Here is a 6,168-nt window from a genome sequence, read left to right on the forward strand (position 1 = left end):
GCAATGCCATCGAGCGCATGTTCGGCCGGCTCAAGGACTTTCGCCGCATCGCCACCCGCTACGACCGCTCGGCCACGAACTATCTCGCTGCCGTCTGCATCGCTGCCACCGTCAGCTACTGGTTATGAGTCCGGACGGTAATACGAGAGGGCGGTAGCATCCCGTCGAGCTTAGCGCGTCGCCTGTCGTGATGGCTCCTCGGTAACGGTCAACCTGCCGAGAACATGCTAGGAACGGAGAGCGGCGGTTTGGGCCGCGCCCCCGCGTTCGATGCCCGCCCCTCAGGAAGGCCGCAATCCACCCCGTGAGCCCTGGACCTGCGCCGACGTCGAGCGCTGGCTGACGACCGCGTTCCGGGCGATGCCCTACACCTCGATCTACGCGCCGCGCGGCAACACGCTGCAGAGCGTATCCGCGAACCAGCCCAGCGCGACCTTCGATATCCTGGCCTTCACCGGAACCGTGCTCGGCGACCGCTCGGAGGAGCGGAAGATCCTGCTGCTCTGGGCCCGGGCGATCGCCACAGAGGGCGAGGTCGGCGGGTCGATCGCGCAGTTCTGCGGGGCCTGGGACATGAAGCGGCGCACCTTCGACCGGAAGCGCGTGCGCGCCTGCGAACGGGTTGTGGCCGAGAAGAACAGGCTCGACGGCCGCGGCTGAAAGACAGGTCGCGATCGGCTTGACAATGTCCAAACCGCCGCCGGACCACTGCGTCGTTGCTGCTTCGTTTCGAACCGGCACAGCATTGGGGACCCACCGTGCCGGCAACGACGCAGAGCACCACCCAAGGGGCGCGCAAGCGCCGGAAGATGACGATCGAGGAGGCGCTGCGCTGGGCGATCCGCGACGAGCTGCCGAAGCGCCGGGCGGACAGCCCGATCCGCGGCCCGCGCTGCGCATCCGACCCGGTCTGGCGCATGGTCGCCATGGGCGGCCCGGTCGACAACTGGTCACGCGAGCCCGGCATGCCGCCGGCCATGGGCGACCCCCATCCGGACGCCATCACGATCGAGGCGCACCTGCAGGTCCTGAGCGAGACGTTACAGAAGGCGGCGGCCGGCTCGGCCATCTGCCCGCTCGATCTGACGCCCTATCCGATCCAGTTCAACCTGCGCGGCAAGGCCGATCTCGGCGTGCTGACCTCGACCGCACTACACGCGACGCCCTCGTGGCTCATGACAGGCGCGATCCGCAGGCCTCCGGAGGTCGCGGGCGGCATCGAGATCGAGCCGGTGATGTCGGACAACGGCAAGATCACGCTCTGGCGCACGGTTCTCACGTCCTGCGGCGCGGGTCCGGACGGCAAGCCGTGGTTCACCAGCCACGACGAGGTCGCGACCTCGAAGGGCGACGGTCGCGACGCCGGCCTGTTCTGCAAGCTGAACTACACCCGCACGGGCGACGAGGTTCTGGAGGAGCAGCTGCGCTACGCCTACTGGCACGCGGCGCTGGTCTACCTCGTGCCGGCGCTCCAGTTTCTCACCAGCATCGAGGTCCTGCCGCCGAAGGCACCGATCGCGCCGTGGGTGGAGCCGGCGGAAGAGGCGCGCGCCCCGCTGCCGAACCTGCGCCCGCGACGCCACGTCGAGCGGGATCGCCGGGTGGCCGGACGCCGCGCGGCGCCGATGCGGGCCTCCCCGGTCCGCAAGATCGACCCGCGGGACTGGACGCCACCGAACGAGCGGCAAGCCTGAACGGACCGTATCAAGGACTACGCAGGTGCGAAAAGTTCCATGCGGCGCATGCTCGGCTCACGGCCGAGCTTCGTCGTCGAACCACTGAGCGGACGCATCGCGAACACTGATATCGTCCTCGCCCGGACCGGGCTTCGAACTATCGAGACCTTCCATGTCCACCCTCATCCGCGCCGGCCTCTCGCTCGGCGCCATCGCAACCTATGCCGGCCTGTCCCGCCTCGCGTCGATCGAGGCCGGCATAGTGGCCGGACGCTCCGCCGTCGAGCAGCTGTCCGACAGCGACCTCGCGCCGCTGAAAACCAGCGTCACCGCCGATCTGGCGGGCGGATCCCCGCTGCCGTTCCTGGCGCTACTCGCCGTCCTCGCATTGATTTGGCTCGTTCCCGGACGCCGCGCGCCGCTGGCCGCCGTCCTGCTCGGCCTGGGCGTCGTAGCCACGCCCGAGCCCTCGCGCGCCTACTTCAGCAAGTACGATTACGGTGAGTACATCGAGATCCTTCCGAACCAGTCGGCCTTCATGATCCCCGAGAGCGGGGACACGAAGACCGGCCAAGCCCAGTTCGGCTCGGAGCGGTTCCTCGCTGAGAGCAAGGTCGCGGCCAAGCGCGTGCAGATCCCGCACACCAAGCTGCCCAACACCGGCACGCTGTCGGACTACTACGTGCCGGCCGCACGCCTGATCATCGTCGATCGCACGCCGGTGTCGCGCGAGTGGACGACCTCGGCCAATCGCGGCACGTCGAGCGCGGACCAGGGTTTCCGGTTCGAGACCGCCGAGTCGATCGGGCTGTCGACCTCGGTGGTCATCTCCGCCTTCGTGAAGGAGGAGGATGCGGCCAAGTTCCTGTACTGGTTCGGCACCAAGCCGGCGGCCCAGGACACGGACGAGGCGCGCTTCGCCTCCGTGCTCTACGGCCGCTCGCTCGCCGAGGTGGTCGACGGCAACGTGCATCGCACCGTGCAGGCCGCGCTCGCGCGCGAGTTCGGCCGCCGCTCGACGGACGACGCGATCCACCAGAAGGCCGAGATCATGGCGGCCGTCGAGAAGGCGGTGATCGACCAGTTCGCGCCGATGGGCGTCACGGTGACGACCTTGGGCTTTGCCGACGAGCTGAACTTCGAGAACGCCGCGATCCAGGCAGCGATCGACGACACGTTCATGGCCAACAAGAGGGCGCAGTCGGCCCAGGCGCAGCTCGCGACGTTGCCGATCCAGGAGCGGATCCTCGACCTGGAGATCCGCCGCTCGGACGCGCAGGCGCGGCAGACGCTGGCCGGGCGCTGGAACGGCAACGCGTCCGGTTTCCTGCCGTCGTGGGTCGTGATCCCGAGCGACATCCTCGGCACGGTCCGGGGCTGGTTCGGGGCTGGCGAGTCCAAGCCTTCGCTGCCGGCTGCCGCGCCCGCCAAGGGCTGATGAACCACCCGAGCCGCGACGACAGCTTGACCGGGAGAACGGCTTGCGGTAGTTCGGACCCTGCAGAGATTTAGAAGGCCCTGGCGACGACCGCCGGGGCCTTCGTCGTTCCGGGGTCGGTCATGTAGCCGTGAGGGCGAAAGCCCGCCCGTGAGCCGGCCGGACCGCCACGACAATGGCGCGGGCCACTCCACAGACCTTCGCCCGAGCGGGCAACGAGATGGTGCGGCGGGCCATGGTCCGTGAAAAAGGCATCGCAGTAAGCCGGCCAGCCAGGACGCCCGACAGACCCACAGCTGCCCTCAGGCAGCGGTTGAAGCTGTAGCCCCGGCCCGCACCTTCCCCATCCGCTCCCAAAGCGGTCCATTTTTTGGTAGGCTCGCTCCCATGACGGATCCGCGGCCGTGACCGAACGCGACATCGTCGAGCGCCTGCACGGCCTCTGCCTCTTGGCGGACCGCCTGCGCGCTCCGAGTCACCGTCACACCCAGGAAGACTACGTCGCCGACCGCGACGAGATCCGCGACCACGCCCGACGCTTCTACCGCGACCTGACCGGCAGCTGGCCCGGCCACGAAGCACACGCCACCGGGCCGGAGCGCCGAGCGCGTCCGCCGGTTCCGACCGCCGTCCTGCGCCACCGCGAGCGCATCCGGGCGGTCGGCAAGCCGGCTTGATCCTCGACAGCGGGCCGGGCTCTGCTGAGGGGCGTTGATACCCGACCCGCCGGCTTCGCGAAGTCTGCATTCGCAGCGACGCTCGGCGCCGATATACTGCCATACGGCTCGGATTTCCGTGTATCTGATCAGAAAAACTGCCGCGACAATTGATCACCCCGCCCCGCTCCGGCGGGGTTTTTCTTTGGAGCGTTCGTGACCGCCGCCCAGCGCTCCGCGCTCCTCGACCTGTGCGCCGCGATCCAGCGCTGCGACTGCGCGCCGACCGACCTCCGCTTCCGGGCGAACAGCCTCCAGTTCCGGCTGGCGTTCGACACCGCGTTCTTCCGCTCGATCTTCGGCTGAGGCTGACCGGATGCTGTTTCAGGACGCCCCTCCGCTGCGCATCGGCGTGTCAGCGGATGCCCGGGCCCACTCGGCGGCCGAGGGCCTCGCGGAAGCCAAGCCCACCGCCGCCGAGAAGCGCCGCTCCAGCCGCACGCATCGCATGATCATGGGCCTCCCGTCGGATGGCGCGGTGGTCATCGTGCATTCCCCCGCCTGCGTGGGGATCTATCGCGACACGATCGCGGTGCTGCGGGAGCCCGAGGTCGCAGCCTGCACCCGCGTCGTGGCGGCGCCGAACATCGCCGACGAACGGGCGGTGACCGCGCGCCTCAGCCTCCCGGTCTTCCGCGATCACTTCGTCGACGAGCAGCGCGAGCATGCGCGCGCCGTCCTGCAGGCCTCGCGACTCTGATGCCTAGGATCGTCGCGCGGCTCGCGCTCCTGATCGGTTTGCGCCGCGTCACGCCGGATCCGGTCCGGTCCTGGCGCGATCCCGCCCCGGCCATCTGCGTCGGCCGCCCGGTTTACGCCGGCCGCGCCCTGTCCGTCGGCGAGGCTCCCTGACATGGACGGTCTGATCCTCGACGCCGGCATCCCGGACCGCGTCGCCCCCTACGAGCCCCTAGTCTGCGCGTCGCGGCTGACCGCCCAGGTCCTGGCGATCGCGCTGGTGGTGCTGCTCTGCGCGGTGCTGATCCCGAGCAAGGCCGCCCGCCGCTGACATGCCCGACCTGATCGAGCGCCTGGCGCCCATCCCGTTCATCGCGGTGGCGCTGGTGCTGCTGATCGCGATCGCCGGCCTCGACGCCCACCACCCGTGCCGCTCGGCCGCGATATCGTTCCGCGACGTCCTGCTGATCGCCGCCCTCCACTTCGCGCTCGCCGCCTGTGTCCTGATCGGCGGCAACGCGGCCCGCGACTACGCCTACCAAAACCTCTCCATCGAGAAGCCCGGGCCGCGCTACGCGCACTTCACGGATCATCCGCCGCGACGGCGACGACTACGCGCAGGCCTTCGCCGACCTCCTACCCACCGGGGCCGCGTGGTCGCGCGACCCGGCCTCGACGCTGATGCAGCTGATCCGCGGCCAGGCCTAGATCTGGGGCGCGGTGGTCGACCCGCTGGCGGCCGACCTCCTGTAGATCGAGACGGACCCGCGCTACACGCTGCTGCTGCTCTCGGATTGGGAGCGGGCCTACGGCCTGCCCGATCCCTGCATCCCGGTGGTGCAGACGCTGCCGGAGCGGCACCAGGCGCTCGCCTAGAAGATCGCCATGCAGGGCGGCCAGTCCAGGGCCTTCTTCATCGGGGTCGCGGCCGCGCTCGGCTACGCCATCACGATCAAGGAATACCGCGCCGCCCAGTTCGGGCTGTCCTCGTTCGGAGGCCTGCGCGGGCGGCTCAACCCGCCGGGCTTCCGGTTCTGCTGGACCGTCACCGTCTCCGGCAACCGCCTGACCCGGGCCCGGTTCGGGCTCTCGTCCTTCGGGCGGGACCCGCTGCTCGCGATCCGAAGGGCCGAGGACTTGGAGTGCATCTTCGGGCGCATCAAGCCCGCGCACACGCTCCTGCGGTTCGCCTACGGCACGCCGACGACGCTCGCCCAGAGCCGCGCGAACTTCGGCGGCTCGACATTCGGGCGCGACCCGCTGCTGCGCCTGACCGAAGCCTGACGGCGCCAGCCGCTCTTCACCCGCCCTGAACCGGCCGCTCGCGGCCCGCCCACCGGCTTCCCCACCGGAGTGATCCCGTGCGCCTGCACTACCCGCTCACCCTGAACGGCGCCGAGGATGCGGGGCAGCTGCCCTGGACCGACGGCGTGCCCGCGACCGGCGTCGAGGGCTCCTACTTCGGCCACGCGCTGTTCACCGACACCGAGGCCGAGATCCTCAATGCGGTCGAGGCCTCCGGCCAGACGCTCAACGGCTCGGACCTGACGCAGCTGATCCAGGCGATCGCCCGCGGTGTCTACGTCGGCCAGTTCGCCGGCACGCCGAACGCCCTGACCTGCGTGCTGCCGAACAACGTCGTGTTCGCCTCGCTGCTCAG

10 protein-coding genes and 1 pseudogene are annotated in these 6,168 nt (G+C 69.8%); all 11 read left to right on the forward strand.

The features are described from left to right. Window positions 1-128: pseudogene (locus tag MKK75_RS04720) on the forward strand (IS5/IS1182 family transposase); the annotation flags it as partial. A 142-nt stretch (window positions 129-270) separates the two neighbouring features. Beyond that, the gene (locus MKK75_RS04725; protein ID WP_244041473.1) at window positions 271-660 is read left to right on the forward strand and encodes a hypothetical protein; all 390 of its coding nucleotides are present in this window, start codon (window positions 271-273) and stop codon (window positions 658-660) included. Between the two features lie 98 nt (window positions 661-758). Continuing rightward, window positions 759-1,694 (forward strand): hypothetical protein, encoded by a 936-nt coding sequence (locus tag MKK75_RS04730; RefSeq protein WP_244041474.1) that lies wholly within the window; start codon window positions 759-761, stop codon window positions 1,692-1,694. A gap of 154 nt (window positions 1,695-1,848) precedes the next feature. Further along, entirely contained in the window at window positions 1,849-3,114 is a 1,266-nt protein-coding gene (locus MKK75_RS04735; RefSeq protein ID WP_244041475.1) for an SPFH domain-containing protein, read from the forward strand. A gap of 404 nt (window positions 3,115-3,518) precedes the next feature. Next, a complete protein-coding gene (locus tag MKK75_RS04740) occupies window positions 3,519-3,791 on the forward strand; it encodes a hypothetical protein (RefSeq protein ID WP_244041476.1) in 273 nt (90 codons plus the stop codon). 195 nt (window positions 3,792-3,986) lie between these two features. Further along, window positions 3,987-4,136: a hypothetical protein gene (locus MKK75_RS04745; protein ID WP_244041477.1), complete on the forward strand. Its 150-nt coding sequence runs from the start codon at window positions 3,987-3,989 to the stop codon at window positions 4,134-4,136. Between the two features lie 10 nt (window positions 4,137-4,146). Then, window positions 4,147-4,530 carry a hypothetical protein gene (locus MKK75_RS04750; RefSeq protein ID WP_244041478.1) on the forward strand — a complete coding sequence of 128 codons (384 nt, stop codon included), beginning with the start codon at window positions 4,147-4,149 and terminating at the stop codon, window positions 4,528-4,530. After that, complete coding sequence (locus MKK75_RS04755; RefSeq protein WP_244041479.1) at window positions 4,530-4,682, forward strand: hypothetical protein; 153 nt, start codon at window positions 4,530-4,532, stop codon at window positions 4,680-4,682. The genes MKK75_RS04750 and MKK75_RS04755 overlap by 1 nt, the downstream gene beginning before the upstream one ends. Before the next feature lies 1 nt (window position 4,683). After that, complete coding sequence (locus MKK75_RS04760) at window positions 4,684-4,839, forward strand: hypothetical protein (RefSeq protein ID WP_244041480.1); 156 nt, start codon at window positions 4,684-4,686, stop codon at window positions 4,837-4,839. 554 nt (window positions 4,840-5,393) lie between these two features. Then, window positions 5,394-5,792 (forward strand): putative phage tail protein, encoded by a 399-nt coding sequence (locus MKK75_RS04765; RefSeq protein ID WP_244041481.1) that lies wholly within the window; start codon window positions 5,394-5,396, stop codon window positions 5,790-5,792. Window positions 5,793-5,869: 77 nt separating this feature from the next. Then, on the forward strand, window positions 5,870-6,168 hold a 299-nt coding region (locus tag MKK75_RS04770; protein ID WP_244041482.1), incomplete at its 3' end, for a hypothetical protein.

The sequence above is a fragment of the Methylobacterium sp. J-030 genome (assembly GCF_022829545.1).
Taxonomy (GTDB): Bacteria; Pseudomonadota; Alphaproteobacteria; order Rhizobiales; family Beijerinckiaceae; genus Methylobacterium.